The 24539-nt window shown below is 70.5% G+C and carries 22 protein-coding genes and 2 pseudogenes; 16 read left to right on the top strand and 8 right to left on the bottom strand.

The window, feature by feature from the left end; genetic code table 11:
* The first annotated feature begins 25 nt into the window (after positions 1-25).
* From ABT095_RS15445 to ABT095_RS15425, 5 genes are all read left to right on the top strand, one after another.
* Complete coding sequence (locus tag ABT095_RS15445) at positions 26-1399, top strand: sensor histidine kinase (RefSeq protein WP_350529896.1); 1374 nt, start codon at positions 26-28, stop codon at positions 1397-1399.
* Positions 1390-2034 carry a response regulator transcription factor gene (locus tag ABT095_RS15440; RefSeq protein WP_350529895.1) on the top strand — a complete coding sequence of 215 codons (645 nt, stop codon included), beginning with the start codon at positions 1390-1392 and terminating at the stop codon, positions 2032-2034. Before ABT095_RS15445 ends, ABT095_RS15440 begins: the two co-directional genes overlap by 10 nt.
* Before the next feature lie 73 nt (positions 2035-2107).
* The gene (locus ABT095_RS15435) at positions 2108-2797 is read left to right on the top strand and encodes a DUF4097 family beta strand repeat-containing protein (protein ID WP_350529894.1); all 690 of its coding nucleotides are present in this window, start codon (positions 2108-2110) and stop codon (positions 2795-2797) included.
* Positions 2798-3277: 480 nt separating this feature from the next.
* A complete protein-coding gene (locus ABT095_RS15430; RefSeq protein ID WP_350529893.1) occupies positions 3278-3889 on the top strand; it encodes a class I SAM-dependent methyltransferase in 612 nt (203 codons plus the stop codon).
* A gap of 18 nt (positions 3890-3907) precedes the next feature.
* Positions 3908-4615, top strand: a complete 708-nt coding sequence (locus ABT095_RS15425) for a hypothetical protein (protein WP_350529892.1) — start codon at positions 3908-3910, stop codon at positions 4613-4615.
* Between the two features lie 111 nt (positions 4616-4726).
* Here the strand turns inward: ABT095_RS15425 and ABT095_RS15420 are convergent.
* Positions 4727-5461, bottom strand: a pseudogene (locus tag ABT095_RS15420) (pirin family protein); the annotation flags it as partial.
* Between the two features lie 35 nt (positions 5462-5496).
* On the opposite strand from ABT095_RS15420, the gene ABT095_RS15415 reads away from it, so the two are divergent.
* Both ABT095_RS15415 and ABT095_RS15410 read left to right on the top strand, forming a co-directional pair.
* Entirely contained in the window at positions 5497-7245 is a 1749-nt protein-coding gene (locus ABT095_RS15415; RefSeq protein ID WP_350529891.1) for a recombinase family protein, read from the top strand.
* Positions 7246-7497: 252 nt separating this feature from the next.
* Positions 7498-10647, top strand: coding sequence for a Tn3 family transposase (locus ABT095_RS15410; RefSeq protein ID WP_350529890.1), 3150 nt, complete (start codon positions 7498-7500; stop codon positions 10645-10647).
* Between the two features lie 26 nt (positions 10648-10673).
* Here ABT095_RS15410 and ABT095_RS15405 read toward each other — a convergent pair whose 3' ends face one another.
* Positions 10674-11810, bottom strand: coding sequence for an alkene reductase (locus ABT095_RS15405; RefSeq protein ID WP_350529889.1), 1137 nt, complete (start codon positions 11808-11810; stop codon positions 10674-10676).
* 162 nt (positions 11811-11972) lie between these two features.
* Between ABT095_RS15405 and ABT095_RS15400 the strand changes: the two genes are divergently transcribed.
* Together ABT095_RS15400 and ABT095_RS15395 are read left to right on the top strand one after the other, a co-directional pair.
* Entirely contained in the window at positions 11973-12539 is a 567-nt protein-coding gene (locus ABT095_RS15400) for a TetR/AcrR family transcriptional regulator (RefSeq protein ID WP_350529888.1), read from the top strand.
* A gap of 8 nt (positions 12540-12547) precedes the next feature.
* Positions 12548-12832, top strand: coding sequence for a YciI family protein (locus ABT095_RS15395; RefSeq protein WP_350529887.1), 285 nt, complete (start codon positions 12548-12550; stop codon positions 12830-12832).
* Positions 12833-12881: 49 nt separating this feature from the next.
* On the opposite strand, the gene ABT095_RS15390 is transcribed toward ABT095_RS15395, so the two are convergent.
* Both ABT095_RS15390 and ABT095_RS15385 read right to left on the bottom strand, forming a co-directional pair.
* Positions 12882-13073: a hypothetical protein gene (locus ABT095_RS15390; RefSeq protein ID WP_350529886.1), complete on the bottom strand. Its 192-nt coding sequence runs from the start codon at positions 13071-13073 to the stop codon at positions 12882-12884.
* Positions 13070-13966, bottom strand: coding sequence for a recombinase family protein (locus ABT095_RS15385; RefSeq protein WP_502884880.1), 897 nt, complete (start codon positions 13964-13966; stop codon positions 13070-13072). The genes ABT095_RS15390 and ABT095_RS15385 overlap by 4 nt, the downstream gene beginning before the upstream one ends.
* A 123-nt stretch (positions 13967-14089) precedes the next feature.
* On the opposite strand from ABT095_RS15385, the gene ABT095_RS15380 reads away from it, so the two are divergent.
* Entirely contained in the window at positions 14090-14308 is a 219-nt protein-coding gene (locus tag ABT095_RS15380) for an integrase core domain-containing protein (RefSeq protein ID WP_502884879.1), read from the top strand.
* A 483-nt stretch (positions 14309-14791) separates the two neighbouring features.
* Here the strand turns inward: ABT095_RS15380 and ABT095_RS15375 are convergent.
* From ABT095_RS15375 to ABT095_RS15365, 3 genes and pseudogenes are all read right to left on the bottom strand, one after another.
* Positions 14792-14932: pseudogene (locus ABT095_RS15375) on the bottom strand (transposase); the annotation flags it as partial.
* Positions 14933-15010: 78 nt separating this feature from the next.
* Complete coding sequence (locus ABT095_RS15370; RefSeq protein ID WP_350529884.1) at positions 15011-15826, bottom strand: recombination directionality factor; 816 nt, start codon at positions 15824-15826, stop codon at positions 15011-15013.
* A gap of 593 nt (positions 15827-16419) precedes the next feature.
* Positions 16420-16914: a helix-turn-helix transcriptional regulator gene (locus ABT095_RS15365; protein WP_344468825.1), complete on the bottom strand. Its 495-nt coding sequence runs from the start codon at positions 16912-16914 to the stop codon at positions 16420-16422.
* Between the two features lie 419 nt (positions 16915-17333).
* Here ABT095_RS15365 and ABT095_RS15360 point away from each other — a divergent pair, with 419 nt between their 5' ends.
* From ABT095_RS15360 to ABT095_RS15335, 6 genes are all read left to right on the top strand, one after another.
* Entirely contained in the window at positions 17334-18380 is a 1047-nt protein-coding gene (locus ABT095_RS15360; RefSeq protein WP_350529883.1) for a hypothetical protein, read from the top strand.
* A complete protein-coding gene (locus tag ABT095_RS15355) occupies positions 18380-19093 on the top strand; it encodes an ATP-binding protein (protein WP_502884878.1) in 714 nt (237 codons plus the stop codon). Before ABT095_RS15360 ends, ABT095_RS15355 begins: the two co-directional genes overlap by 1 nt.
* 119 nt (positions 19094-19212) lie before the next feature.
* Positions 19213-20160, top strand: a complete 948-nt coding sequence (locus tag ABT095_RS15350) for a DUF2637 domain-containing protein (protein WP_350529882.1) — start codon at positions 19213-19215, stop codon at positions 20158-20160.
* Between the two features lie 449 nt (positions 20161-20609).
* The gene (locus tag ABT095_RS15345; protein ID WP_350529881.1) at positions 20610-21158 is read left to right on the top strand and encodes a plasmid mobilization protein; all 549 of its coding nucleotides are present in this window, start codon (positions 20610-20612) and stop codon (positions 21156-21158) included.
* The gene (locus tag ABT095_RS15340; protein ID WP_350529880.1) at positions 21155-22909 is read left to right on the top strand and encodes a relaxase/mobilization nuclease domain-containing protein; all 1755 of its coding nucleotides are present in this window, start codon (positions 21155-21157) and stop codon (positions 22907-22909) included. Before ABT095_RS15345 ends, ABT095_RS15340 begins: the two co-directional genes overlap by 4 nt.
* Before the next feature lie 192 nt (positions 22910-23101).
* Entirely contained in the window at positions 23102-23437 is a 336-nt protein-coding gene (locus ABT095_RS15335) for a hypothetical protein (RefSeq protein WP_350529879.1), read from the top strand.
* A 93-nt stretch (positions 23438-23530) separates the two neighbouring features.
* Here ABT095_RS15335 and ABT095_RS15330 read toward each other — a convergent pair whose 3' ends face one another.
* Positions 23531-24478 (bottom strand): damage-control phosphatase ARMT1 family protein, encoded by a 948-nt coding sequence (locus ABT095_RS15330; protein ID WP_350529878.1) that lies wholly within the window; start codon positions 24476-24478, stop codon positions 23531-23533.
* Between the last annotated feature and the right edge of the window lie 61 nt (positions 24479-24539).

The following is a 24539-nucleotide window of genomic DNA, read 5'->3' as shown; positions in this document are numbered from 1 at the left end:
CCCTTGTCGAATCGAGGTGCGGACGGTGACCTGGTCGCCGCCCGCACTGCCCACGAGAGCGGGTCTGAAGCAGTTGACCGAGAACATCGCCGGCCGTGCCACCGGCAGAGCCTGGACGGATGCCCGGCCGCCCCGCGAGGTGGTGCCGGGCAACCCGCTGCGCGCGCTGATCTCCCCGGTGCTGTGGCGGGCGTCGATCCACCTGGTACTCGACGGTCTGGTGGCGCTGGCGGGAGTGGTCGTGCTGCTCGTCCTGGTCGTCGCCGTCTGCCTGGCGCCGGCCGGCCTGGTGGGCCTGCCGGTCACGGTGGCGGTGGGGTGGGCGCTGTTCCGGCTGGCCGCCGTCGAGCGCGCCCGATTCGCCGTGACCTGCGGCCTGGAGCTCGACGAGCTGCCGACGCCGGTCTGGTCGTGGCGGTTGGCCAGGACGCTGCAGTCGCTCGTCCAGAACCGCTGCACCTGGCGGCTGATCGGCTACTTCGTCCTGCTGATGCCGGTGGCGGTGATCACCGTGGTCGGGGTGGCGCTGACCTGGGCCGTGCCGCTGACCCTGGGGCTGCTTCCGGCCTACTACCGGGGTCTGCCAGGCGGGCAGGCCCAGATCGGGCCGTTCCTGGTGGACTCCTTCCCCCGGGCGCTGCTGGTCGCGCTGGTGGCGCTGCTGGTCGGCGCGGTCTTCTCCCCACTGATCGTCAAGCTCCTGCTGGCGCTGGACACCGCACTGGCCGTCGCACTGCTCTCCCGGCCCCGCGACATGGAACTGGAGCAGCGGGTCATCGACCTGACAGAGAGCCGGGCCCGGGTGATGGAGGCCGCCGAGGCGGAGCGCAAGCGGATCGAGCGGGACCTGCACGACGGTGCCCAGCAACGGCTGGTGGCGATGTCGATCACCCTGGGCCGGGTCAGCTCGCGGCTGAAGAAGTCCGGTGACCACGAGACCGGCAAGATGGTCGAGGACGTCCGTCGGGAAACCCTCAGCACCATCGCCGAGCTGCGCAACCTGGCCCGTGGCCTGCACCCGCCGGTGCTGACCGACCGCGGCCTGGAGGGGTCGCTCGCCGCCGTCGCCGCGCTGGCTCCGGTGCCGGTGCGCCTTGACGTCCAGGTGGAGCCGCGCCCCTCCCCCGCCATCGAGGCGGTCGCCTACTTCACGGTGACCGAGGCGCTCACCAATGTGGCCAAGCACGCTCAGGCGACCCGCGCTTGGGTGGAGATCCGACGGGAGGGCGACCGATTGGACGTTAGGGTTGGTGATGACGGGCGTGGCGGAGCCGACCGCGCGGCCGGCACGGGTCTGACCGGTCTGGCGGATCGGGTGTCCGGGGTGGACGGGCGGTTCCGGCTCAGCAGTCCGGTGGGTGGACCGACCGTGATCGAGGTGGAATTGCCATGCGGGTAGTGCTGGCCGAGGACTCCGCGCTGCTGCGCCAGGGCATCGAACTGCTGCTCAGCGAACAGGGGATCGAGGTGGTCGCCGCAGTCGGCGACGGTGAGCAACTCCTGCGCGCGGTGGCCGAACATCAGCCGGACGCCTGTGTGACGGATGTCCGGATGCCGCCCACGTTCGTGGACGAGGGCCTGCGCGCCGCACTGGCGGTACGCGCCCGCTGGCCGGAGATCGGCGTCCTGGTGCTCTCCCACTACGTCGAGGAGCGCTACGCCATCGACCTGGTCAACACCAATGACAACGGGGTCGGTTACCTGCTCAAGGACCGGGTGTCGGACGCCGAGGAGTTCGTGGACGCGCTGCGCCGGGTCGCCGCGGGCGAGACGGTCCTCGACCCGGAGGTGGTCAAGCAGTTGCTGGCCGGCAGCCGGCAGCGGGATCCGCTGTCCACCCTGACGCCGCGCGAGCGGGAGGTCCTCACGGCCATGGCGGGGGGCCGTTCCAATGCCGGGATCGCGGCCGATCTGGTGATCGGCACGGCGGCGGTGGAGAAGTACATCCGCAGCATCTTCGTGAAATTCGATCTGCAGCAGGAGTCCGGAGACCACCGTCGCGTGCTCGCCGTTCTGCGCTACCTGGGAGCTTGAGATCAGTACCACACCCATGAAGCGCCGCGGATTCCTCCTCATAGGGCTGGCGGTCCTCGTCACGGTCGTCTCCGTGGCCAGTTGGGTTGTGGTCGGCCTGCTTCCGGCGCACCACCCGTACAGCGGCAACTGGCAGCAGGACGCGGCCGGCGCCGGCCGGGTGACGGTCCAGGCCGACGGACTCGGCGTGACGCTGACTCAGAACGGCTCCTCGCGCGTCATGGTGGCCATGAGCGGCAGCTACACGGGCCATGTTCCGCGGGTCTCCGTCAGCCGGTCCGGGCCGGAGATCACGGTCACCGCCGGCTGCTCCGACGACTGCTCGGGGGACCTGCAGATCACGGTGCCGCCCGGCCTGGCCGCGCAGGTGAGCACCGGGGACGCCGGGATCCAGGCGAAGGGCCTGACCGGCCGGCTGGATCTGACCACCGAGCTGGGCGGGGTCAAGGTGGACCGGTCGTCCGGCCCGCTGACCGTGCGGAGCACGGACGGCGCGGTGACCCTCGCCGACAGCAGCGCCCCGAACGCCGAGGTGACCACCACCGACGGCGCGGTCAGCGCCTCCTTCACGGTGCCCCCCGCCTCCCTGAAGGTCACCACGGGCTGGGGCGGGGTCGACCTCAAGGTGCCCCACGACGCCACCTACCACGTCGACGTGCAGAGCTCCCAGTCGACGCCGAGCGTCTCGCTGCCGAACACCGCTACGGACGCGCCGCACAGCGTGGTGGTGAAGACCACGCGCGGCAACATCACGGTCCACTGAGCACACCCTGCCGCTCCGGCCATTTCTCCGTTTCGGTACTGAGGAACTGACGTAGTATCGACGGCTTTTTTGCGCGAGCCCGGACTCGCTCGACGGTGCACGTCGGCGTGGTCAGAATCGTCTTTCCCAGCGCTGCGCAGTCCTCTTCGTCTCCCATGTGACGCCGAGGCGGCCGCACCCGCCGTGGGCACCGCCCACCACCCCGCACGACGACAACGGCTGAGACCGATAGGTGGGTTATCCCTACCCCGGTTCGGTGGGCTGGCCACGTGTCGGGCCCGAACGAACTGCTGTTGGCTAGAGGGCAGATGGTCAGGGCGGGGCGGGGCAGGTGCGCCGGACCGCAGCGCGACCGCGAACGACCGGTGAAGGCCACCGGCCTTCCCGAGAACGAGGAGTGGAACCATCAAGACCTCAAGCAAGGCCGGCATCTGGGCCCTTGCGGGCGCCGCGGCCGCGGCCGCGGCCACCGCCTGGTGGGTGACCGACTCCGCGCCGTACCCCTACGGGCAGCACCGACTGCTCGATCTGAACCTGCCGTTCCTGTCCTTCGAGCGGCTGGCCGACCAGCTCCAGCCGCTGCCGGGCGAGCGGATGCTGGAGATCGGTCCCGGCACCGGGCTGCAGTCGCTCCAGGTGGCGCCCCGACTCGGCGCCGAGGGCCGGCTGGACATCGTCGACATCCAGCAGGAGATGCTCGACCACGTGATGCGCCGGGCCGCCGACTCCGGCCAGGACAACATCGTGCCGACCCTGGCCGACGCGCGTGAACTCCCCTTCGAGGACGCCACGTTCGACGCCGCCTACCTGGTCACCGCGCTGGGCGAGATTCCGGACTTCCCCTCCGCCCTGCGCGAGCTGCGCCGGGTCCTCAAGCCGACCGGCCGCCTGGTCGTCGGCGAGTTCTTCGACCGCCACCAGATCCGCCCGGCGAATTTGGCCCGGAACGCCAACGCCGTCGGCCTGCACGTCGTCCAGCAGTCCGGACCGGCCCTGGCCTACTACGCGCTGCTCCGACCCTGCACCTCGGGCTCCGACGGCCGGCCGAACGCCGGTACCGCGGACCTGTGTGCGGCCACCATCGACTGCTGATCGGACTGGAGGTCCGTCGTGAACAACAATTCCGGAATCCGGCGCGTGGCCGAGAGCGAGTGGGGCTTGGTCTACCGCCAGGCACGTGCCCGGCTGCAGGCCAGAGGCGCCGCCGCACTCACCCTCACCATGGTCTCGAGCTGCCTGGTGCTGTTGTTCGCGGCGATCGACAAGTTCCCGAGCGGGGCGGCCTTCGTCTCCAAGATAGGCGTGGTCCGGGCCACCGAGCCGTGGGACGTCGCGCTGCTGCGCCTCCCGCTCTCGATCTTCGTCCCGGCCATCCACCTGCCCTGCTGGACCGCTCTGGTCATGGTGGGCCTCACCTTCGGGATCGCCGAGCTGACCCTCGGCCCGTGGCGCACGCTCGCCGTCGGGTTCACCTGCTCGCTGGTGGGCACGTACTACGCGCGCTTCGGGATCTCCCAGCCGCCCGGCCACCTGTTCCACCTGCCCGCCGAGTTCGCCCAGGTCCGGGACACCGGGCCGTCGGCGGCCGTGGTCGGGCTGGGCCTGATGGTCGCCTGGCGGTTCGGGGCACGCTGGACCGCGCTGGGCGTGGTGCTGCTGACGACCGTGACCACGGTGTTGGACCCGGAGCTGGCGGGTTACGAGCACATGGCCGCACTGGTGACCGCCGGCCTGCTGCTGCTCACGGACGGGGTCGCCCGCAGGCTGGCCGCCCGCAGTGCGCACGGCTCTGCCGCACTGGCACCCCAGCTGCGGTGACCTGACCGGCGGCCGGGGCGGTGACCTTCCGCCACTGCCGCCGCAGGACAGTGAAGCCACTGAGCCCGGACCGGTCGTACCGGTCCGGGCTCAGTGGTCTGTGCGGTGCGGTCAGTCGGCGTCGGCGGGGATGGTGCCGAGGCGGCCGGCCTGGAAGTCCTCCATGGCCTGCTGGAGCTCGCGGTGGCTGTTCATGACGAACGGGCCGTAGTGGGCGACGGGCTCGCGGATGGGGAGGCCGCCGAGCAGGACGACCTCGAAGTTGGGCTGGCGGGAGTCCTGCTTCTCGTCGGCGCGGATGGTGAGGGAGTCGCCGTCGCCGAAGACGACCGCCTGGCCCATGTGGAAGGGGCGGCGCTCGGTGCCGGCGGAGCCGCTGCCGGCCAGGCCGTAGGCGAGGGCGTTGAAGTCGGAGCGCCAGGGGAGGGTGACCTGGGCGCCGGGGTTCACCGAGACGTGGGTCATGGTGATCGGGGTGTGGGTGGCGCCGGGGCCCTGGTGGCCGGCGAGGTCGCCCGCGATCAGCCGGACGAGGGCGCCGCCGTCCTCGGTGCTGAGGAGCTTGACGCTGCTGCCGCGGATGTCCTGGTACTTGGGAGCGATCATCTTGTCCACGGCGGGCAGGTTGACCCAGAGCTGGAGGCCGTGGAACAGGCCGCCGGACATGACGAGGGACTCGGGCGGGGTCTCGATGTGCAGGAGCCCGGAGCCGGCCGTCATCCACTGGGTGTCGCCGTCGGTGATGACGCCGCCGCCGCCGTGGGAGTCCCGGTGGATGAAGGTGCCGTCGATGATGTAGGTGACGGTCTCGAAGCCGCGGTGGGGGTGCCAGGGGGTGCCCTTGGGTTATGTCAGTTAGGGGAGTAGTACCATCCGTTTTCATGTCCGCACCACCAGCGATCACCGGCATGGACGTCCACGCGGCCGTCTACGCGCGCCAGTCCGACGCGCGTGAGAACGCCAGCGAAGCCTCCACCACGACCCAGCGCGAACTGGGTACGGCGGAGGCCAAGCGTCGTGGCGCCAAGTCGGTCACGTACTACGAGGACCTCGGCATCTCGGCGTTCACCGGAGTCGAGCGGCCGAAGTTCGAGAAGCTGCTACAGGACTGCCGGGCAGGCCGGATCAACCTGCTGGTCGTCTACTACGTCAGCCGCCTCTCGCGCCTCGACCCGCTGGACGCGATCCCGGTCGTCGTCGAGCTGTTGAACCTCGGCGTGACCATCGTCAGCGTCACCGAGGGAGAGTTCCGCAAGGGCAACCTGGTGGACCTGATCCACATGTTCATGCGGCTGGACCAGGCCCACAACGAGAGCAAGAACAAGAGCGTCGCCGTCCGGGGCGCCAAGGCCACGGCGCTCGAATTGGGCGGGTACATCGGAGGCAAGGCGCCGTACGGCTTCGAGTTGAAGGCCGAGACCAGGCTCACGGCGGACGGTCGGCCGATCGTCATCCAGACCCTCGTACACACGAAGAACGAGCCGGGGGTCATCCGCGACATCTGGGCGACGATCAAGAAGTACAAGGACCAGGTGTACGACCCCAAGCGGCGCCGCCACCCCGGTTCGCTGGGCGGGATCGTCAACAGCATGAACAACGAGGTCGTCGTGCCCACGCGCGGCGCGACCTACGGCAAGAAGACGAAGAACAGCGCGTGGGACACCAAGACCGTCAAGCGCATCCTCAGGGATCCCCGGATAGCCGGGTTCGCCGCCGTACCCGTCTACAAGGTCGGCGAGAACGGCAAGCCCACGAGCACGGTGGAGAGTTACCGCATCCTCCGCGACCCCGAGACGATGCTCCCGCTCCAGATCTACGAGGCGATCATCCCGCCCGTGGAGTGGTACGAGCTGCAGGAGTGGCTTGACGGACGGGGCCGCGGGAAGGGGCTCTCGCGGGGTGAGTCCCTGCTGTCCGCGATGGAGGTCCTGTACTGCGAGTGCGGATCCGTGAAGACCTCCCACGCCGACAGCGCCAAGGCGGTTAAGCGCTCGTACCGCTGCCGGCGGCGCAAGAGGCTGCCCGGCCAGCACGCCGGAGAGTGCACGGTCAGCCAGGCGGCACTGGACGACCACGTGGCACGCAGCATCTTCGAGCTGCTGAGGGAGGTCGAGCACGACCACGAGGCCCTCGCGGTGCTCGCCGAGGCGACGCGCAGGTTCGGTGTCGCCACTGAGTCCCCGGAACGTTCGCGGGAACGCGCGACCCTCGTCGCGGAGCGCGCTGATGCGGTGCGGGCACTTGAGGAGCTCTACGACGACCGCAAGGCGGGCGGCTTCCGGGGAGACATCGGCCGGCGGAGGTTCGTCACGGAAGAGGCCGCGCTCCTGCACCTCCTGGAGGCGGCCGAGGCGAGGATCGCCGTACTGGAGGAGGCGGCAACCCCGGTGATCCCCATCGCCGAGTGGCTGCCCGAGGACCCGGCGGCCGACCCCATCGGCCCGGGTTCGTGGTGGGAGAGTGCCCCCCTCGCCGAGCGCAGGAAGTTCGTCAAGCTGTTCGTGGACCGGATCACGGTGTCCAAGGCCCCGGAGCGCGGGGGCCGGGCACCGGTGCACCAGCGGGTGGAGATCGAGTTCGCCAAGCGCCGGGAAGCGGCCGACGACGGCGAGGGACAGCGCGTGCTGTGACGGGTGCCGACATGTGAAGGCGGCCCCGGACAACGGATGTCCGGGGCCGCCTCTACGATTTGGGCCGATAGGCCACGTCTCTACGACGCCACCTGCAAACGCGAGGCACTGCCGGCCTCGGGGATCAATGGAACCGTGGTTGGCGCTGAGATTGATCATGGTCTGGGGTTCGGTATCACGGGAGGGATCTTCCGCGCAGAGGTTCGAGTGACGGCTAACTGATCCAGCGTCAGCCCGGCTAGCCTCCGGCCCGTGCCGGTTGAGTTCTTAACTGATGAGCAGGCCGAGGCGTACGGACGGTTCGTGGAGGAGCCGACCCGCCCGGAGCTGGAGCGGTTCTTCTTCCTGGACGACGTGGACCGGGACCTGATCGCGCTGCGGCGGACCGAGCACCACCAGCTCGGCTTCGCGGTGCAGATGTGCACCGTCCGGTACGTGGGCCGGTTCCTGGTGGACGACCCGCTGGACGTGCCGTGGCCGGTGGTCGAGCACCTGGCCGTGCAGCTGGGGATCGAGGACCCCTCGGTGGTGAAGCGGTACACCGAGCGGTCGAAGACCGCGTACGAGCACGCCTGGGAGATCCGGGACGCCTACGGCTACCACCCGTTCGAGGACCACGAGTGGGGCCGGCGGTTCCGGTCGTTCCTGCATGGGCGGGCGTGGACGCACGCCGAGGGGCCGGTGGCGCTGTTCAACCAAGCGGTCGGGTGGCTGCGCAGGCACCGGGTGCTGCTGCCGGGCGTCTCGGTGCTGGCCAAGCAGGTCGCCGCGGTGCGCAAGGTCGCGGAGGACCGGCTGCACGCCACGGTGGCCAACGCGACCCGGCGAGCGGACAGCGCGCTGCCCGGGGACCTGGCGGCGCTGCTGCAGGTGCCGGACGGGCGGCGGATCTCGGAGCTGGAGCGGCTGCGTCGGCCGCCGACGCGCACGACCGGCACCAGCATGGCCAAGGCGCTGGAGCGGGTGGAGGAGATCTCCGGCTTCCGGCTGGGCCGGGTGAAGCTGGACAAGGTGCCGCCGAACCGGCTGGCGACGCTGGCCCGGGTCGGGCTGGGGTCGAAGGCGCCGATCCTGGAGCGCACCCCGGAGCCGCGCCGCACCGCGCTGCTGGCCTCGGTGGTGCGGCACCTGGAGGCGTCGGCGATCGACGACGCGCTGGACGTGTTCGCGCTGCTGATGCAGGTGAAGCTGCTGAACGTGGCGAAGCGGGCCACGGACAAGGAGTGGCTGGCCTCCCGGCCCCGGGTCGCGCGGGCCTCGCGCACGGTGCAGGCGGTGTACCGGCTGTGGTCCGAGCAGCTGGACCTGGTTGCCGAGGCCGGCGCCGACCTGGACGCGGCGGCGCTCTTCCTGGCGCTGGAAACCGAGATCGGGCCGCGCGCCGAGGTCGAGGCTGCGGTGCGGCTGCTGGACGAGCTACTGCCGCCGGGCGACGACGAGTCGGAGGCGGAGATGCGCCGCCAGCTGGCAGGCCGCTACAGCACGGTGCGCCCGTTCCTGTCGCTGCTCGGCGAGTCGAGCGCGCTGGGGGCGGCGGCCGGCGGCAAGCGGGTGCTGGAGGCGGTGAAGCGCCTGCCGGCACTGGCGCGGCGCAAGGTGAAGGCCAAGCCGCTGCTGCCGCGCGAGATCGACCAGAAGCTGGTGCCACCGGCCTGGAAGAAGGCGGTGTACTCCAACCCCGACCTGCCGGTCGGCGCTGTGGACCGGGACGCCTATGCCGTGTGCGTGCTGGAGCAGCTGCACAAGGCGCTCGGACGCCGGGACGTGTACGCCTCGCCGTCGAACCGCTGGTCCGACCCGCGGGCGCGGCTGCTGGACGGTCCGCAGTGGGAGGCGGTGCAGGTCGACGTGCTGCACGGGCTGAGCCTGGACCAGCCGGTCGAGCAGCACCTGGCCGAGCGGGTCGGCGCGCTGGACGCGGCGTGGCGGCTGATGGCCGAGCGGCTGGAGGAGGCAGGGCAGGACGCGAAGCTCAGCTTCGAGGTGCAGCCGAACGGCCGGCTCAAGCTGAACGTGGACCGGCTCGGTGCGCTCGGCGAGTCGAAGTCGCTGAAGTGGCTGCGCCGGACCACCGCGGCGATGCTCCCGAAGATCGACCTGCCGGACCTGCTGTTCGAGGTGGACTCCTGGACGGGGTTCCTGGACGCCTTCGTGCACCTGGACGGCGGCCGGCCGAGGATGGAGCGGGTGAAGACTTCGCTGGTGGCGCTGCTGGTCGCCGAGGCGTGCAACATCGGCTACACCCCGGTCATCGACGCGAACGACGAGGCCCTGACGAGGGCCCGGCTGGCGCACGTTGATCAGTACTACTTGAGGACCGACACGATCGCCTCCGCGAACGCGGCGCTCATCAGCGCCCAGGGCCGGGTGCCGATCGTGGAGCACTGGGGCGAGGGGCTGCTGGCGTCGGTGGACGGGCTGCGGTTCGTGGTCCCGAAACGGACGATCAGCGCGGGCCCGTCGCCGAAGTACTACCACTTCAAGCGCGGGATCACCTGGTTGAACGCGGTGAACGACCAGGTGGCGGGGATCGGGCAGATGGTGGTGCCGGGCACCCCGCGCGACTCGCTGCACGTGCTGGACACCCTGCTGAACCTGGACGTCGGGGTGCGGCCGGAGATGGTGGCGACCGACAACGCCTCGTACTCCGACATGGTGTTCGGGCTGTTCTCGATGCTCGGCTACAACTTCTCGCCCCGGTTCCGGGACCTGGCCGACCAGCGGTTCTGGCGGGCCGAGCTGCCCGGGATGGCGGGCGGTGACTACGGGGTGCTGGAGCCGCTGGCCCGCAACCGGGTCAACCTCGCCAAGGTGACCGTGCACTGGCCCGACATGCTGCGGGTGGCCGGCTCCCTGGTGACTGGCCAGGTGCGCGCCTACGACCTGCTGCGGATGTTCGGCCGCGAGGGCCGGCCCACCCCGCTGGGCACCGCGTTCGCCGAGTACGGGCGGATCGCCAAGACGCTGCACCTGCTGCGGGTGGTCGATCCGGTGGACGACACCTACCGGCGGCAGATGAACCGTCAGCTCACCGTGCAGGAGTCGCGGCACAAGCTCGCCCGGGACATCTGCCATGGCAAGCGCGGGCAGATCATGCAGGCGTACAGGTCGGGGCAGGAGGACCAGCTCGGCGCGCTCGGCCTGGTCCTCAACGCCGCGGTGCTGTGGACGACCCGCTACCTGGACGCCGCCGTCGAGCAGCTGCGGGCGCTGCCGGCCGGGCAGCGCGAGCACCCGGTGCTGGACGAGGACGTCGCCCGGCTGTCCCCGCTTCGCCACGCCAACCTGAACGTGCTCGGCCGCTACACCTTCCGCGCCTCCGGCCCGGCAGGCGGCAGGCTTCGGCCCCTGCGCGACCCGGCGGAGGCTGCGGACGAGGACGATGAGACGGGACCGGACTGAGCGTCAGGAACCGGCCTGGGGGCTGATCAGCGTGCGGACCCGGCCACGGCCTGGACGTCGGCCGCGGTCGCGAGGGCGCCGCTCTGGGCTGCGTCGCCCTGGTAGGACGGGTAGTCCGTGTAGCCGGCCTGTCCTCCGCCGTAGAACGTGGCGGGGTCGGCTGCGGCCAGCGGGAGGTTCTCCCGGTAGCGGCGGACCAGGTCCGGGTTGGCGATGAACGGCGTGCCGAAGGCGACCAGGTCGGCATCACCGGCGTCCACGGCCGCTTGGGCGCGGGCGAGGTCGTAGCCGTTGTTGGCGATGTACGCGCCGGCGAACCGCTCCCGCAGCGCGCGGTAGTCGAGGAAGACGCCCGTCGTTGCCATGCCGCCCTCCAGGACGTGCGCGTACGCCAGCCCGCGCGGGCTCAGCTGCCCGAGGAAGTACTCGAAGTGGCCCTGCGGGTCGGAGTCCGACATCGAGTTGAAGCCGTTCTCCGGCGTCAGGCGCACGCCCACCCGCTCGGCGGCCCAGTGCTCGCCGACGGCGTCGAGGATCTCGTTCAGCAGGCGCATGCGGTTGGCCGCGCTGCCGCCGTACGCGTCCGTGCGGTGGTTGGTCCCATCACGCAGGAACTGGTCGATCAGGTAGCCGTTGCCTGCGTGGACCTCGATGCCGTCGAAGCCCGCCTGCCTGGCCAGCTCGGCGGCGCGACGGAACTGGTCGACGACGTCCGGCAGCTCGCCGGCGTCGAGCGCGCGGGGCGTCACGAAGTCCTGCGGGCCGCTGTAGGTGACGGCCTGGCCCGCGGGTGCGAGCGCCGAGGGGGCGACGGGCTCCTGCCCGTCCAGCAGGCTCGGGTGGGAGATGCGGCCGCAGTGCTGCAGCTGGACGAAGATCCGCCCACCCTCCTCGTGGACGGCGTCGGTCAGGCGCCGCCAGCTCTCCGCCTGGGCGCCGGTGTACAGGCCGGGCGTGAAGGGGTAGCCCACCGCCTGCGGGGAGACGGTGGTGGATTCCGCGACGATCAGGCCCGCGGTGGCGCGCTGACGGTAGTGGTCGACCATCAGCGCGGGAACGCACCCGTCGGCGGCGGCGCGGTTGCGGGTCATCGGCGCCATCACCATCCGGTTGGCGAGCGTGAGGCCGCCCAGGTCGAACGGCGCGAACAGGTCGAGGTGCATGCGGAACTCCTGCGGTGCGGCGAAGATCGTAGGACAGCTGTCCTAGAGCGCCGTCACGCTAGGCCGCTGGTCTCGGCGGTGTCAACGGCTTGACGATCTAGGACGGCTGTCCTACGTTGTGCCTCTAGGTCGACTGTCCTACGGCATCGGAAGGGGATCACCATGGCTGCTGTGGCGACCCGGGAACAGATCGTGGCGGCGGCCGACCGGCTCTTCTACCACGGCGGTTACGAGCACACCTCGTTCGCGGACATCGCCGGTGCGGTCGGCCTGTCGAGGGGCAACTTCTACTACCACTTCAAGTCCAAGGACGCGATCCTGGACGCGGTGATCGACGCCCGCCTCGCCGACACCCGGCGGATGCTGGAGCAGTGGGAGGCCGAAGCGCCGACCCCGGCCGGGCGGATCATGCGGTACGTGGAGATCGTGCTGACCAACCGCGCCGACATCCAGGACTACGGCTGCCCGGTGGGCACCCTGACCACGGAGCTGGCCAAGCTGGAGCACGCCATGCTGGGCCAGGCCGGCCGCCTGTTCACCCTGTTCCGCACCTGGCTGCGCGAGCAGTTCGTGCTGCTCGAGCATGCCGAGCAGGCCGACGAGCTGGCGATGCACGTGCTGGCGTTCAGCCAGGGCGTCGCCGTCATGGCCAACGCCTTCCACGACGAGGCGTTCATCCAGCGCGAAGTCGACCGGATGCGCGAGTGGCTGCACACCTACGAGAGATGAGAGAAAGCATGTTCGTGGTCCTGCTCCGGTTCTCCGACAACAAGGCCGCCGCCGCCCAGCACATGGCCGGCCACCAAGAGTGGATCAAGCGCGGCCTGGACGACGGGGTCTTCCTCCTGGTCGGCAGCATCCAGCCGGGCCTCGGCGGCGCGGTCCTCGCCCACAACACCTCGCCCGAGGAACTGCGTAAGCGCGTGGATGAGGACCCGTTCGTCGCCCAGGACGTCGTCACGGCCGAGATCATCGAGATCGCCCCGGGCATGGCGGACGAGCGGCTGAGCTTCCTGCTGTGACGACACTCCGAGGATCTTGGCGATCGACGTGATCGTCAGGGGCTTACCGCTAGCCACGTCCTGACTGATCCCCGAAGCCGGTCACCTCGCCGAACGCAGCCTTCACGGTGTCGGTCACGTCCTCGGCGTAGAACTCCAGTAGCTGCCGGCCGCGGTGCCCCTGCACCAGGATGTCCGCGATATTGTCGCCGGCCGCGTTGTCGAGCCAGTCCCGGATGGTCGGCCACGATCTCCCGCTCATGCTCCGAGTCTCGCCGGGGCTTGGGCCGTCTGCTCGTCGTGCTCGCGCAGCATCCGCATGACGGTGGCGGGCGAGGGGTGCTGGCCCCTTTTCGCGCCCGTGGTGATGACGAGCCGCTTGGCGATGTCGCGCAGGCTCATCTCCTGGTCGCGCAGGTGGAGGGCCATGGACAGCATGGACTCGTCGGTGACGCCGGCGCCGCCGATGGTCTTGCCGCGCTTGCGGGCGGACTCGTGGCCCTCCAGAGTGCGGTCGCGGATGTACTCGCGCTCCATGCCGGACATCGCGGCGAGCACGGTGAACACGATGCCGGAAGGGTCGTGCGAGCCCTTGAGCTCGCCGGTGAGGAACTCCAGCCCGACGTCACCGGCCTTCAGCTCTTCGGCGAGCATGGCGAGTTCGATCCCGCGGCCGAGCCGCTTGTGCTCGTGGACGACCAGGGTGACGCGGACGCCGGAAGAGCGGATCTCCCCGGCGAGCCTCACCGCGGCCTCCAGCTCGGGGCGCCGGGTCGCGCGAGTGGAGATCTTCTCCGCGAAGACCCGGGTGACCCCGGCTTCGGTGAGGGAGTCGAGCTGCGCGTCCAGGGACTGCCGGGCGGTCGAGGCACGGGCGTACCCGAGACGGACGTGCCCGACCGGTTCGGCGCCGGCGCTCACCGGCCGAGGCAGCTCGGCCCACACGGACCCCGGCTTGCGTACGGCTGGGGTCGGCACGCTCAGCACCTTGGCGAGCTGGGGCACGAGGCGGAAGCGGGCGGTGTGGTACTGGATGGCCACCTTCCCCTTGCCGGTGCGGCACGGGGAGCCTGCGGGGGCGGCGCAGGTAGACATCGGGCAGTCGTGCGATTCCACGCGCTTGAAGTCGTCGCTCACGACCGCTGAGCGTTTCATGAGGGTGTTTCAGGTGTCCAGCCGTTTGCAACAACTCATGAAACGTGATCGGTGCAGGTAGCCCGGCGTACGGCCGAGTGTTTCACGAGCGACCACCTATGAAACAGCGGCCAAGCCCACACCATGATCAATCTCAGCGCCAACCACGGTTCCATTGATCCCCGAGGCCGACTGCAGGGACGAAAGGGCTGGCCAAACGAGCGCGAGGCCCGACTCGAACTCTTTCGCTGGCTGCACCGCTACAACACCGTCCGCCGCCACTCCCGCTTGGGACAGCGCAGCCCGATCGCCTACGAGCACGCACTCAACACAACATCAACTACGCTGGCACAAGCCGCATAACCCGTGTCCAAGATCCGGGGTGAAGGCCCGACGTCAGCTTCCGACGATCACATCCATAGTGAAGATCGATTTGCACTTCGAGCACTGGAGCCGGTTCGTGCTGATCCGTTGCAGCGTGTGGGTGGAACAAACCGGACACTTGTGACCCTTGGGCATCGTTCTACTCCTGCGATCGGATGCGTGCGCTTCACGCGATAGCCGCGAGCGTACGCTCGCTCGGCGTTTGAAGCCGCGTTTCGCTCTAATCAATACTGTGTTGCTGCAAGGCTGTTGATCGATGGCGTTGTCACAGGTCAACGGCCCGACGTGGGTTCTATCGCCAGGCGCTTCGCGAGCATCATCGGACCTGAAATGGCCTCAGGGCACCTGCTGACCTGCCTATATGGCTGCGTGGTCAAATCCTGCAAAAAACCTGCTTGGGCGCGATCATACTTGACGCTGCAACGGGCATGGTGGTAGCGGTAGTTGGGTGCATCGTGGTTCGGTCTTCCATGGGCCGAACCGCTCCAGCAGGTTGCGCCACTGCACTCCGGTCCGAACTCGGTGCAGGACACTGTTGATCACCTGTCGATGGTCCCGCCACCTGCGGCAACGTCCACCACGCACCGGCAGAAGCGGCGCCAGCCAAGCTCATTCCGCATCCGCCAGATCACCACAACCAGCCATATGAAGCTAACGGTCCGATGATCGGAGTGGCAGGGCCTAGCTCCAGGGGCCGAGGACCGTCAGCGTCGGCTTGCGGTACGAGACCTCGACGCCACCGCCCACCGTGACCGTGACGAGCTCAAGTGCCAGTTCACAGAGCGCTTCTCCTGCGATACCGGCTAGCTGGGCGCGGGTCGTGACCGCTGCGTCGGCGAGGATCCGAGAGGGCGAACTGAACTCGAACCGTCCGAGGTCGTAGCGCCCCGCCAGTCGGAAGACCACGGTGGTCGCGGGCTGCGGAGCCCGCAGCTTCTTCGCCAGCGCCGCCCGTTCCTCGGAGGACTCGGGGCAGCCACATGGAGTCCCCTGGACCTCGGTCGGCGAGAGGAACAGGGCGCCGTCACAGTGGTGGACGAGTCCCTGCGGCCCCCACAGCCGCAGCTCTGTCGTGACGGAGTCCACGCCGTCGAGGACGACACGAACCGCAGGAGAACCGGTCACTACCCCCTGGGCCCAGTCGTCGGCCGTTGTGCCGCCGAGGAGTTGGGAGATCGCTGCAGCAGTCTCCGGGGTGGTGGTGGAGACCCGCCAGTTGGGTAGCGACTCAGGGCGGTTGTCGATTCGGCGGCCGGTGTGGAAGCGGCCCACGACTGCGTCGTTGGGCGTGCAGACCGCCAGGCCCACCGAGGGGTCACCGGCGGGCTCCCGGTCACGTAGCGCTGCGAGCGAGCCGTCGATCACGCGGCTGGAGCGGGGGAAGTTGGTAGTGGCCAGTGCTGGCCGAGCCGCCGTCGCTGGGAACTGAAGGGCCTTCAGACAGGTGGCCGCAGAGCGGGCGTCCGGCTGGGCGGCGCTGAGGGACAGCTGGGGCATGTGGATCCTCTTGCGGTGGCCGGCGGGCTGCAACCCGGGCTACCGCATGGCGACATCGTGGATGGGCGGTTGGGGGAGAGGGTGGCTCCCGACTGGGAGCGAGAAGGCGGCGATCGGACGTCAGCGTCGAGATCGCAGGAGCCGGGCTGGCCGCGGTCTGTCGCGGTGGCACGGCGGAGAAGCTGCGTCGGCGTCCAGCGCAGGTGGCCTGCGGCTGCGGACGGCAGCTGGGGACAGACCCGTCAGATGGGTCTGGGGGAGGCGCTGGGGGTGGTCACGGCGGAGCCCGAGACGAACCGCGCGGCGGTGGCCAGGCAGAAGCTGCGGGCTGCAGCTGCGTATTGCTGAGGCGGCATGCGGGTCCCTCCTCGGTGCGCGCATGGGCTGCAACCCTGCACCGTGGTCGACGTCGTGGATGGGCGCTGCGCGGTTGGTGGCCGCGTGGGGTGTGACGTTAGCTCTGGATCCCGGCCGCGCCAAATGGCTGGTCGGGCTCGCGAGCACAGTAGGAGCGGCCCGGCCGTTTTCCAAAGACGATCTCGAGTGGTCCTGGCGAACGGTCGACAGCGGCCTGGGTGACGGACGCGGCCGGGTCACTCGTCGGTGTGGACCGGCTCGGACGGCATCTTGCCGCCCCGGAGGAACTCCTGCACCAGCGGCGTGGGCGCGTATCTGCGGTACTCGAAGGAGAGGCCGATCGCGATCTTCCCGCGCAGCCGTTTGCGGTTGTGGGGGAAGTCCTGGCAGTACTTCTCGGCGGCCGCCAAAGCCTTGGTTGTGAACTCGGCGCCCTGCGCAGCTAGTCGGTAGCCCTGGACCACGTGGTCGGCGAGTTCCTGCATGATCTTCTCTTCGGGAGAGGTCGGCGGGCCGAGGAGGTCCTCCAGGGGCAGGTCGAAGACCTTGGCGAAGCCGATCGCCTCGTTGAGGTTGATCCGTCGGCGCGGCTCGCCGCTTTCGATGCGCCAGACCGAGGACTGGTTGATCGGGTAGCCGGCCTCGGTCATGCGCTTGGCCAGCTCGCCGGTGCTCCAGCCGCGGCGCTCGCGCTCCATTCGGACACGCTCGGCCGCATTCTCCTCGCTCATGCCAGCGGGGGCTCCCGGGCCTGCAGGCTCGCTTCCTGGCGACTCCGCTTCCGGCCCGCCAGTCGTGTCGTCCGTGGGCTCGTCCGTCCCGGGCATCAATTCACCTCGCATCTGATCCTGAGGCGGCTTGCATAACGGCCGCCAGGGTGCCATGGTGATGCACGGTGAAGCGCATGTCAAGCCAAACCGCATCGCGGCGCGGTGCTGCGCTCACCCAGAAAAGGCCGAAGGCCCCCGGTGCTATCAACACCGAGGGCCTGAAAGGTCCCAAAACCGCCCATCCACGACGATCGACCACGGTGCAGGGTTGCAGCCCATGCGCGCACCGAGGAAGGACCAACGTGCTCCAGCGTACGGCGTCGCCCCTGTGTGGCGCACCTGCCTCGCACACCTCCTCCCCGAAGGCGGGGTGGTAGGCCATGGCGCGCATCCGCACCATCAAGCCCGAGTACCCCGTCTCGGAAGACCTCGCCTCGGTCTCCCTGGCCGCCGAGCGCACGTTCGTCTGCCTGCTCACCCAGGCCGACGACGAGGGGCGCCAGCGCGACAACGCGGCCGTCCTCAACGGCGCGCTGTGGTCGCTGCGGCCCGAGCACACCGCGCTCGACACCGAGGACGAGCTGCGCCAGCTCGCCGAGACCGGTCTGATCTGCCGGTACACCGGCTGCGACGGCCGCCAGTACCTGCACGTCACCAAGTGGCACGAGCACCAGAAGATCTCCCACCCCACCGCATCGCGCCTGCCCTCCTGCCCCGTCCACGAGCCCGCCGGTTGGTGCGGCAAGTGCAAGGCCAAGGGCCAGGGCTGCGCGCGCCCGGCTCCGGAGAACTTCCGGAGCCTTCCGGAGCCGCTCGCGACCCTCGCGGAGGCCCTCCCCGCCCAGCGGCCCTTCGCGGCCGACGCCGAGTCCACCCCCGCCGTGGCCCTGCCGGTGCCAGCTGCGGCAGGGCCGAGCGAAAGCGCAGGTCAGACCGCTTCTCCGGAGTCTCTCCGGAGGGCTCCGGAGAACGTCGTGCCTGGACCATGGACCTTGGACCATGGATCTACCCCTGAAGGGGGCGGCGGCGCCGCGCCCACCCCGGCACCCTCGTCGGCAGCACCTGACCGGGACGGCCCGGTCCTGGTCGCCGCGCCCACCAGCAAGCCGTCGGTGAACGCGGGCGACCTGGTGGCCGAGTACGTCGCCGGCTGCCGGAAGCCGGTACCGGCCAACGTGCGGGGGCACCTCGGCAAGGTCATCAAGGACCTGCTCGACGGCGGCACCAGCGACGACGACATCCGCGCCGGGCTGCGGCTGTACGCAGCGAAGCCGATGAGCCCGAGCGTGCTGCCGAGCATGGTCCACGAGGCGATCAACGCCCAGCCCGCCGCGCCCTCCCGCGCCGGGCAGAGCGCTGCCCGCGCGCCGTACCGGCCATTCGCCAACCCGGCCGACGCCCGCGACTACTACGAGGGGGACCTGTGATGACCGGCCTGCCCAACCCCCGCCGCACGGACGAGCGTCGCGACCCGCAGGCGGCCTCCGGCGCCGTCCTGCGCCTGGAGCGGATGCTGGCCGCAAAGGGCATCGACCCCGACCGGCCGTTGCCCGACACCGACCAGCCCTCCACCGCGCTGGAGCTCGCCGACCGCCGCATCCCCCCGCGCTACCGCCTCGCCGAAGCCGACCACCCGGAGGTCACGACCTGGGTCCAGCAGGTCACCCTGGCCTGCCGACCCGGCCCCGGCAGCACCCTGGGCATCGCCCAGGGGCCCTCCCTCCTGATTGCCGGACCCACCGGCTCGGGCAAGACCCACCAGGCGTACGGAGCGATCCGCAGCCTGCTGAAGGCCGGTGTGCGTCTGCGCTGGACCAAGCTCACCGCCACGGAGCTGTACGCCTCCCAGCGGCCCCGCCAGGGCGCGGACACCGAGCGGGAGATGCGCGATCTGATGGCGAGTCCGCTGCTGGTCCTCGACGACCTCGGCGCCGCCAAGGCGTCCGAGTGGACCGAGGAGCTCACCCTGCGGCTGGTCGACCACCGCTACGAGCACCTGCTCCCGACGATCTTCACCACTAACCTGGCGCCCGGCGATATCAAGAACGCCCTCGGCGACCGCACCGCCTCCCGCCTCGCCGAGATGTGCGAGCGCGCGATCCTCACCGGCACCGACCGCCGCAGGCTACGCGCCGCCTGACCGGTGCCGGTGCCCGGTACGCCCCGGCCGGTGCGCCGACCTCCCCGAACTTCACCCCGCCCTCGCCTCGCCGCTTCGCCATACCTGCATGCGGCGAGGCCACCCCTGGAGCACCACCCTTGACCACCATCGCGATACCCCCTGCCCGCACCCCGTCCGCCCAGGTCACCCTCTGGGACCGCCTCGCCGTCGCCCTGCTCGGCGTCCTCGGCTTCGTCCTGTCCTACGACGCGCTGCGGCAGATGGCCGGCGCGACCCACGTGCGCGGACCGCTCACCTACCTGTTCCCGATCATCGTCGACGGCTTCATCGCCTACGGTGTGCGCGCCCTGCTCGTCCTGCGCGAGGCTCGATGGCCCGCCCGCGCCTACGCCTGGATGCTGTTTGCCGGAGCGACCGCGACCAGCGTCTGGGCCAACGCCCTGCACGCCGTCCGCCTCAACCAACTGCCCACCGCTAGCAGCGGGCTGAGGCTCACCGACACCGTCGTCGGTGCCCTGTCCACCCTCGCCCCGCTCGCCCTCGGCGGCGCCGTCCACCTCTACATCCTCATCGCCCGCCACGGGCACGACACCCCAACCGCTCCCGATGAGCAGAACGCCCTTCCGCGCACCGAGACTTCTGCCGACCCGGTGACCGCCGACCCTGAACCGGAGCTCCGGCCGGAACGAGCGAAGGACCGCAGCGACGAGAACGCGCTCCTGACGCTCATGTCCGCCGCCGGACTTCTGCCCGCAGAGTGGCGCGACGCGCTGCCCGACCCCGAACCGGCAGAAGCCGACGACCAACCGGCCGATGACCCTGACCCCCAGGCCGAAGCCGCCGAAGGTGCCGCCGGGGCGGAGAACAAGCCGATCGGGCGTCCGCCGGGCGCGCCGATGGAGCGACTGCTGGAGGTGGGCCGCGCGGCGGTCGCCGCCGAGGGCCGTCTCACCCGCGCGATCGTCGAACAGGCCGTCCGCGACGCCGGCCTTCCGCTCGGCAGTACCCGCCTCACCGAGCTGATGCGAAAGCTCCGCGAGGAGCAAGCCGACGAACAGAACCCTCCGCACCCGGAGACCGACTGACCAGCCTCGGTGTCCGGCTGACCGACCGGGTCGGTCAGCCGGACACCGACTTCTGCCGACCCACCGCCGTACTCGGCAGAAGGCCACCACCGCCCGGTCACTGCACCCGGCCGGACTCGACTCGCACCGCGGACACCAGTCCCACGCGGCGTTCGGTCCCGGGAAGGCCGCGCCTGACGCACCGCCCATACCTGCGAATTCCGGCACGGCCAAACCGGCAACCACCCGGACACTGCCCACCCACAAGCTCACCAGCCCGAATCGCCAGCCGCCACCGAGGAACGACACGCGTGAACGCCGTCCGACGAACCCTGCACAGCCTGCTCGGGAAGCCCGTAAGCTCCCAGGACTGCAACGGAGTTGACCACCTCCACGACAACAGCGGAGCAAGCGAGTGCGTACGGGGCCCCTACGGGCCCACGTACGCGGACGCCCCCGCCCAGGAGGGCGTGGACGAGCCGGTGCTGCCGAGGGCGGCAGCACCGGAGCTTCACCGCGAGGGCGCGGCGAAGCAGGAGAAGACGCCCGCCGTCGAGCCGTCCACGCCCGCCCGAGCTGTTGCCCCTGCTGAGCGCGTCAGCGTCCGCCGTCCCAAGCGCCGCCGACGTGACAACGACAACCCCAAGACGAAGAAGCTCGGCTTTCGCTGCACCGAGGAGCGCGAAGCGCAGATCAAGCGGCTCGCGCAGGCAGCCGGCCTGAACGTGGCCGACTACCTGGAGCGCCAGGCCCTGACCGCCGGCGGCGCCGACGTGGTGACCCGTGACGAGCAACTGGATCAGGCCGTGCAGGCGCTGGATGCCGCGCGGTTCCAGGTCGCCCGGGTCGGTGTCAACGTCAACCAGATCGCCTTCCAGCTCAACGCCGAAATCGACATCGAGCACGGCCCAGCGCAGGCCACCCTGGTCAAGGCCAAGGAGGTAGTGGCCGAGATCCGCAGGGCGGTGGCCGAGGTGGACGCTTCGGCGATGCGGGTGGCAAAGGCCGCACGCCGGTGATCACCACCGCCCGCTCCGGCAGGAACACGTTCAAGGCGCTGGACTACCTGTACGGGCCGGGCCGACGCAACGAGCACACCGACCCGCACCTGGTGGCCTCCTGGGACGGCTTCGCCCCCGACCCCGGCCGCGACTCCGAGGCCACCCTGGCCCAGCTGCGCGATGCCCTGGACCTGCACGTCGTGCGCTACGGCCATCCGGTCAAGAAGCACGTCTACCACCGCATGGTCCGTGCCGACCCCACCGACCAGAACCTGAGCGACGAGGAGTGGGGCGCGATCGCCCGCCGGGTCGTGGCCGCCGCCGGCATCGCCCCCGACGGTGATCCGGACGGCTGCCGGTGGGTCGCCGTCCACCACGGGGACAACCACATCCACATCCTCGCCACCGTGATCCGCGCCGACCTCACCCAGGCACGCCTGCGGGGCGACCAGTACCGGACGGAGACCGAACTCACCGAGATCGAGCGGGAGTACGGGCTCAAGGACTGGTCCGGCACCCGAACACCCGAGTACCGGGCCGGTATCCCCAAGCGTGCCAAGAGCCCCGAGCTGCGCAAGGCCGAGCGCCTCGGCCAGGAGGAGACCGGGCGGGCCCGGCTGCGGACCGGTGTGCGCCGGGCCCTCGCAGGCGCGGCGGGCGAGGAGGAGTTCCTCGCCCGCCTCACCGCGCAGGGCATCGAGTTCGAGGTCCGCCGCCTGCCCTCCGGCGATGCCAAGGGCTACAAGTTCGCCCTGCCCAGCGGCGATCCGGGCGGCCCGGTGTGGTTCTCCGGCAGCCAACTCGCCGCCGACCTCACCCTACCCAAGATCCACGAGCGCTTCGCCACCGGTGTCGACCAGCCCGCACCCCACCGCCCGGTCAGGCAAGGGCAACCGGACACGGGCCGGTACCGCGCCAGCACCACCGTCGACCACACCACCACCGTCATCGACGACGAGCCCCAACCCGGTCAGGTCGCCGCGGTGGTCAGCGGCGCGATCGAGATCCTCGACACCCTCGCGATCACCAGCCCCGTCCTGTCCCGGAAGGAGATCAACCAGGCCGCCCGAGCCCTCGAATACGCCGCGATCGCCCGCACCCGAGCCGCCCGCACGGAGGTACGAGCGATGCGCTCGGCCGCCCGCGAACTCCTCTACGCCGGCCCCACCGGCAGCCGGAGCGGCGAGGAAGGCACGGCCGCCGCCACGATCCTGTCCAGCCTCATGCTGCTCGCGATCATCATCGCCAAGTGGCACGCTGCCCAAGGCCACCGCCACCAGGCCGACGCCGCCCGCACGGCAGCCGATCACCTTCGTGCCGCCTACACCTGGCAAGCGGCCAAGCCGATCGCCCACCTCACCCTCGAAGGCCACCGCCTCCCGAAGCCCGACCACGACCGGCAGGCCGACGCCGTCCGCCGCACCCTGCCCGCCGACCAGGCCACCCGCCTCCTCGCCGAGGAAAACTGGGCAGCCCTCGCCGCCACCCTCGCCCAGGCCGAAGCCGCCGGCCACAACCCGACCACCCTGCTCACCAACGCCGCCGGGCGCCGCGAACTCGCCACCGCCGACTCACCCGCCGCCGTCCTCACCTGGCGCATCCGCCGCGACGCCAACCTCCCCGCCCCCGCACCAGCCGCCACCCCCGACGAACTGCGCACCAGGGCAGCCCGCGCCCGTACCACCAGCCGCACCACCGGCACACCGGCTACCCCGGCCATCACACCGCCGACGCCGGTCGCCCCCGACCAGGTACGCCGAACACGCTGACCAACCCAGGTGGGCGGGTACGGAGCCACTGCCCCGCCCACCAATCCCGCCCCCGGCATGGCCGGAGCGCCACAACTACCCTGCAGCACGGTGACGGTGTCGATTCGATGTCCTTCTCGCTGGGAGTGATCCATTCCCGCAGCGCACGTCGTATGGTCCCTTGCTGCCCCGCTGCCGACCTGAAGGGACCGCATGACCGACTACGACCACGACTTCTACAACCCCGCCCCCGAACCCGCGCGTGCCGTCATCCGCGCCGTCCCGCACCCGGCCGAGCTCAACCCGCGCGGCATCACCATCACCTGCACCGGCTGCGGCGCCCGCCGCGACTGGCTCCTCCTCGCCGTCCACGACCAGATCTTCGTCCGCTGCCGCTGCGCCCACGAATGGCGCGAGCCCGACCTCACCCGGGCCGACTTCGACCCGCACTACGTCGAACCCGAGCACGAGTGGGACGACTTCGACACCGCCATGAGAGCCCTCGCCTTCGACGGACTCCTCGCCGGAACGACCTGGAACCTGGACTGAGGTCCACGCCGCACCCGCCGCTGTTCACCTCCGACGCGTGCGGTGTCACGCCCAGACGAGCGAGGACAGCGCGGTACACGGACGGCGCTTCGACTACCGGCGGAGGTCGACCTGGATGACGGCGTGGCGGCCGTTGGTGCGCCACAGCGTCCCGGCGCTGTCGAGCTGAGCGACGACGGCAGCGTCGACGCCGACGATCACGTCCGACTTCAGCGTCCGCAGAGCCGTGACGGCTGAGGGGAAGTGGCTGGCCACCCCGGTGAACGCAGTGGTGGGCGGCCACAGCTGATCGCCCACCAGCCGCCGGTAGTTGAGGTCGCCCTTGAGGATCGTCATCGCCGCGCCGACGAACTCGGACCGGAGGTCGGCCGGCATGTCGTGGAACGGCAGCGGCGCGCAGAAGAACGGGTGCGTGCGGACCACGAGCGTGCCGTCGCTCATCGCTTGCCACAGTCGTTCGCCGATCGTCGCGGCAGCCGCCGTGGGGGCGGTGCGCAGGCGCTGGACGGTGGCGAGGACGTCGGCCATCGTCGCGTCCGACACGTAGTACGGCTGCGGCTTCACGTAGACGACGACCTGTGCTGCCAGACCGGAAGCCAGGAGGTGGTCGACCAGCACCAGGTCCGGCAGGAGCTCCCGGCCGGTGTTGTCCGCGATGATGCAGACACGCCCGCCCACGGCCCGTTCCAGCTCGGCCCAGAGCGACTCGCTGTCGTCGGCCACCAGGTCGGAGGCGACCGATCCTCCGGCCTCCGCCGTGATCTGGAAGCTCAGGTCGGCACGGTTGCCCCAGAGCGCCGAGGAGAGAAGCGCGGCGGCCCGCTTGTCGGTGAAGTCCGAGGGCAGGTCGCCGAGGGCCGCCAGCTCGGCGTCGACGGCCGGGCCGGCGAGTTCGGCGTCCTTGAACGGTGCGAATGGGTCGATGCCCTGCCAAGTCCCGGGCCGGAAGTAGCCGGTGGCTTCGAGCAGCCTGCGGTAGAAGTAGCTTTCGGCCCACAGGAACGGCGCCCTCGCCCCACGGCCGTCCGAACAGGCCGTCACCCCACTCCATCCACTGCTGGTGGTCGTGGGCACCGGTGCTGAGCGGCTGCAGCACACCGTC

It is taken from the genome of Kitasatospora sp. NPDC002227 (assembly GCF_040296285.1).
Taxonomy (GTDB): Bacteria; Actinomycetota; Actinomycetes; order Streptomycetales; family Streptomycetaceae; genus Kitasatospora.
This window is presented reverse-complemented; position numbering and strand designations above follow the sequence as displayed.

Bases quoted from the DNA above. Each gene is read 5' to 3' on its own strand.
- ABT095_RS15440 (WP_350529895.1), top strand. From the start codon at position 1,390: ATGCGGGTAGTGCTGGCCGAGGACTCCGCGCTGCTGCGCCAGGGCATC.
- ABT095_RS15415 (WP_350529891.1), top strand. From the start codon at position 5,497: ATGTCCGCACCACCAGCGATCACCGGCATGGACGTCCACGCGGCCGTC.
- ABT095_RS15405 (WP_350529889.1), bottom strand. From the start codon at position 11,810: ATGCACCTCGACCTGTTCGCGCCGTTCGACCTGGGCGGCCTCACGCTC.
- ABT095_RS15400 (WP_350529888.1), top strand. From the start codon at position 11,973: ATGGCTGCTGTGGCGACCCGGGAACAGATCGTGGCGGCGGCCGACCGG.
- ABT095_RS15395 (WP_350529887.1), top strand. From the start codon at position 12,548: ATGTTCGTGGTCCTGCTCCGGTTCTCCGACAACAAGGCCGCCGCCGCC.
- ABT095_RS15390 (WP_350529886.1), bottom strand. From the start codon at position 13,073: ATGAGCGGGAGATCGTGGCCGACCATCCGGGACTGGCTCGACAACGCG.
- ABT095_RS15385 (WP_502884880.1), bottom strand. From the start codon at position 13,966: ATGAAACGCTCAGCGGTCGTGAGCGACGACTTCAAGCGCGTGGAATCG.
- ABT095_RS15380 (WP_502884879.1), top strand. From the start codon at position 14,090: ATGATCAATCTCAGCGCCAACCACGGTTCCATTGATCCCCGAGGCCGA.
- ABT095_RS15370 (WP_350529884.1), bottom strand. From the start codon at position 15,826: ATGCCCCAGCTGTCCCTCAGCGCCGCCCAGCCGGACGCCCGCTCTGCG.
- ABT095_RS15365 (WP_344468825.1), bottom strand. From the start codon at position 16,914: ATGAGCGAGGAGAATGCGGCCGAGCGTGTCCGAATGGAGCGCGAGCGC.
- ABT095_RS15360 (WP_350529883.1), top strand. From the start codon at position 17,334: ATGGCGCGCATCCGCACCATCAAGCCCGAGTACCCCGTCTCGGAAGAC.
- ABT095_RS15355 (WP_502884878.1), top strand. From the start codon at position 18,380: ATGACCGGCCTGCCCAACCCCCGCCGCACGGACGAGCGTCGCGACCCG.
- ABT095_RS15335 (WP_350529879.1), top strand. From the start codon at position 23,102: ATGACCGACTACGACCACGACTTCTACAACCCCGCCCCCGAACCCGCG.